General features: G+C 70.0%; 4 protein-coding genes. 2 read left to right on the top strand and 2 right to left on the bottom strand.

What is annotated here, in order from left to right; all coding sequences use genetic code 11:
- On the top strand, window positions 1-1,072 hold a 1,072-nt coding region (locus VGB60_RS07230), incomplete at its 5' end, for an ATP-binding cassette domain-containing protein (RefSeq protein WP_331037594.1).
- A 143-nt stretch (window positions 1,073-1,215) separates the two neighbouring features.
- Here the strand turns inward: VGB60_RS07230 and VGB60_RS07225 are convergent.
- A complete protein-coding gene (locus VGB60_RS07225; protein ID WP_331037593.1) occupies window positions 1,216-1,653 on the bottom strand; it encodes an HIT family protein in 438 nt (145 codons plus the stop codon).
- Window positions 1,654-1,755: 102 nt separating this feature from the next.
- On the opposite strand from VGB60_RS07225, the gene VGB60_RS07220 reads away from it, so the two are divergent.
- The gene (locus VGB60_RS07220; protein WP_331037592.1) at window positions 1,756-2,112 is read left to right on the top strand and encodes a phage holin family protein; all 357 of its coding nucleotides are present in this window, start codon (window positions 1,756-1,758) and stop codon (window positions 2,110-2,112) included.
- 3 nt (window positions 2,113-2,115) lie between these two features.
- Here the strand turns inward: VGB60_RS07220 and VGB60_RS07215 are convergent.
- On the bottom strand, window positions 2,116-3,204 hold a 1,089-nt coding region (locus VGB60_RS07215; protein ID WP_331037591.1), incomplete at its 5' end, for a GNAT family N-acetyltransferase.

Genomic DNA, 3,204 nt, shown 5'->3' with positions numbered 1-3,204 from the left:
CGGCGCCGCGGTGGAGGACGCCTTCGGCGTGTCGCTGGTCCGCATGAAGGCGCGGGCCTTCATGACGGCCATGATCATCGCCGTGATGTTCGGCGGGGTGACGCTGGTGCTGTGGTTGGGGGCGCAGGACGTCATCGCCGGGCGCATGACGCCAGGGGCCCTGCTGCAGTTCGTGCTGCTGTCCGTGTTCGCGGCGGGGGCCGTCGGCGCTCTCGGCGAGAGCTGGGGCGACGTGCAGAAGGCCGCCGGAGCCATGGAGCGGATCGACGAGCTGATGCGCAGCGAAGCCGCCATCCGCGCTCCGGCCGCCCCGCGGGCCCTGCCTGAGCCGCCAGTCGGCGAGGTGTCGATGTCCGCCGTGCAGTTCGCCTATCCGGGGCGTCCCGACCTGCCGGCGCTGAAGGGTTTCTCCCTGACCGTCCGCCCCGGAGAGACGGTGGCGCTGGTCGGACCCTCGGGCGCGGGCAAGAGCACGGTGTTCCGCCTGCTGCTACGGTTCTACGACCCGCAGTCGGGGATCGTCTCCGTCGATGGCGTCGATGTCCGCGAGGCCGATCCCGTCGCGGTGCGCGGCCGCTTCGCCTGGGTGTCGCAGGAGGCGCCGCTGTTCTCCGGCTCGGCCAGCGAGAACATCCGCTTCGGGCGCGACGCGGCCGGCGACGACGAGGTCCGGGCGGCGGCCGAGGAGGCGCAGGCGCTGGGCTTCATCGAGGCCCTGCCTGAGGGTTTCGACACGCCGCTGGGCGAACGGGGCAAGAGCCTGTCGGGTGGACAGCGCCAGCGCATGGCCATCGCCCGCGCCCTCGTCCGCGACGCGCCCATCCTGCTTCTGGACGAGGCCACCTCGGCGTTGGACGCCGAGAACGAACGGCTGGTGCAGGCGGCGCTGGATCAGGCCATGGAAACCCGCACCACCATCGTCATCGCCCACCGCCTCGCCACCGTGCTGCGCGCGGACCGCATCGTGGTGATCGAGGACGGCCGGGTGGTGCAGGAAGGGACGCACCAGGCCCTGATGGCGCAGGGCGGTCTCTACGCCCGTCTGGCCGAGCTGCAGTTCAGGGCCGAGTAGACCCCGGCGACCTGTTGCTCTGGCCGCCAAGAGCGGCCTAACCGGTCACACGTGCCTAGTTTAAGAGACCGAAACTCCTGGGTTCCGGGCTCCGCTTCGCGGCCCCGGAAAGATGATTGTCTCGGGTTCTGCCGATGGATCGCTCAGTCCAGCGCGGCCGCAATCCGGTCCGCGATGTCGCGCAGCGCCGCCGCCTCGGCCATCGGCGCGTGCCCGTGGCCTTTCATCGGACGCCCGGCCCAGCGCGGCACAATGTGGAAATGCAGGTGGAAGACCGTCTGGCCGCCCGCCTCGCCGTTGTACTGCAGGATCTGGAAGCCGTCGGGCCGCAGGGCCTTGTCCACCGCGCGCGCAGTGCGCTGGACGGCGGCTGCCACGCGCTTCAGCGCTTCCGGTTCGATGTCCAGCAGGGAGGTGGCGCGGGAGGTCTTCGAGATCACCAGCACATGGCCTTCGGATTGGGGGAAGACGTCCATGAAGGCGAGCACGTCGTCATCCTCCCACACCGTCACCGAGGGGATGACGCCACACAGGATTTTCGCGAAGATGTTGTCGGGGTCGTAGGGCTGGCGAAGGCTCATTCCGGGCTCCGTGCGTTCGATGCAGGCTAGCAACGCCGGAAAGGCGAGGGGAGCCCCGCCGTGCGTTTTGCGTTACGGTCACGCTTGCTTCGGGAGATCGCCATGCTTCGCTTCGTCGTCCAGTTTCTCGTCACCTGCCTGGCTCTTTGGCTGGCGGCGCAGTTGGTGCCCGGAGTCGGCTTCACGGATACGCCGTCGCTGCTGCTGGCGGCCGTCCTGCTGGGCGTGGCCAATGCGGTGGTCCGGCCGATCCTGACAATCCTGACCTTCCCGCTGACCATCGTCACGTTCGGCCTGTTCCTGCTGGTGGTGAACGCGGCGGTGATCGGGCTGGTGGCGATGCTGCTGAGCGGATTCGTGGTCGAGGGGCTCGCCGCGGGGATCGGCGCGGCGATCGTGACCGGGATCGTCAGCTGGGTCGCGGGCTGGTTCATCGGCGAGAAGCGCGAACGCGCCTGACGATCAGCCGTCGCGACGGAACGGCGACCGCTCCTGCGTCAGCGCCTCGATCTCGGCGGCCACCGCCGGCCGCTCGCCGTCGAGATAGCGGCGCACCGGCTCACGCAGGGCCGGGTCTGCGATGTAATGGGCTGAATAGACCGGCGTCGGCAGATAGCCCCGCGCGATCTTGTGCTCGCCCTGCGCGCCCGCCTCGACGCGGGACAGGCCCCGGGCGATGGCGAATTCGATGGCCTGATAATAGCAGAGCTCGAAATGCAGGAAGGGCGCGTCCTCCAGCGCCCCCCACTGGCGGCCGTACAGCGCCTCGTCGCCGATGAAGTTCAGGGCGCCCGCCACAGGCGACCCGTCGCGGAAGGCCATGACCAGGGCGATCCGCTCGGCCATGGCCGCGCCGACGCGGCTGAAGAAGTCGCGGGTCAGATAGGGCCGGCCCCATTTGCGCGAGCCGGTGTCCATGTAGAAGGCGAAGAAGGCGTCCCAGTGGGCCTCGGTGATGTCGCCGCCGGTCAACACGCGGATGTCGAGCCCGGCCTGCGCCTCACGCCGCTCGCGCCGGATCGTCTTGCGCCGGCTCGACGACAGCGCCGACAGGAAGTCGTCGAAGGTCTGGTAACCGCCGTTGCGCCAGACGTACTGCACGTCCTGCCGCAGCAGCAGGCCGCTCTCGCCCATGGCGGCCCATTCCGGCCGCGTCGGGAAATTGACGTGCAGCGACGAGACGCCCAGCCGCTCCGTCAGCGCCAGCGCGCCCTGCAGCAGCGCCTGACGGACGGTCGCGGCGTCGGCGTCCGGATGGGCGAGGAAGCGCGGGCCGGTCGCCGGCGTGAACGGCACTGCCCCAAGCAGTTTGGGATAGTAGCGCCCGCCCGCCCGCTCATAGGCGTCGGCCCAGCTGTGGTCGAAGACGTATTCGCCCTGGCTGTTGCCCTTGAGCCAGAGCGCCATGACGCCGATTACCCGGCCGTCGCCGTCCCTCAGCGACAGATGCCGCCCGGCCCACCCCTGACGCGGCGCTGCGCTGCCGGACGCCTCGCAGGCGTCGAGGAAGTCGTACGAGACGAACGGATCGCCGGTCGGACCGGCGCAGGC

Origin of the sequence: Brevundimonas sp. (assembly GCF_036399195.1) — a bacterium.
Classification (GTDB): domain Bacteria; phylum Pseudomonadota; class Alphaproteobacteria; order Caulobacterales; family Caulobacteraceae; genus Brevundimonas.
The sequence above is the reverse complement of the archived record's forward strand: the minus strand, read 5'-3'. Positions and strand labels throughout refer to the sequence as shown.

Bases quoted from the DNA above. Each gene is read 5' to 3' on its own strand.
- VGB60_RS07225 (WP_331037593.1), bottom strand. From the start codon at position 1,653: ATGAGCCTTCGCCAGCCCTACGACCCCGACAACATCTTCGCGAAAATC.
- VGB60_RS07220 (WP_331037592.1), top strand. From the start codon at position 1,756: ATGCTTCGCTTCGTCGTCCAGTTTCTCGTCACCTGCCTGGCTCTTTGG.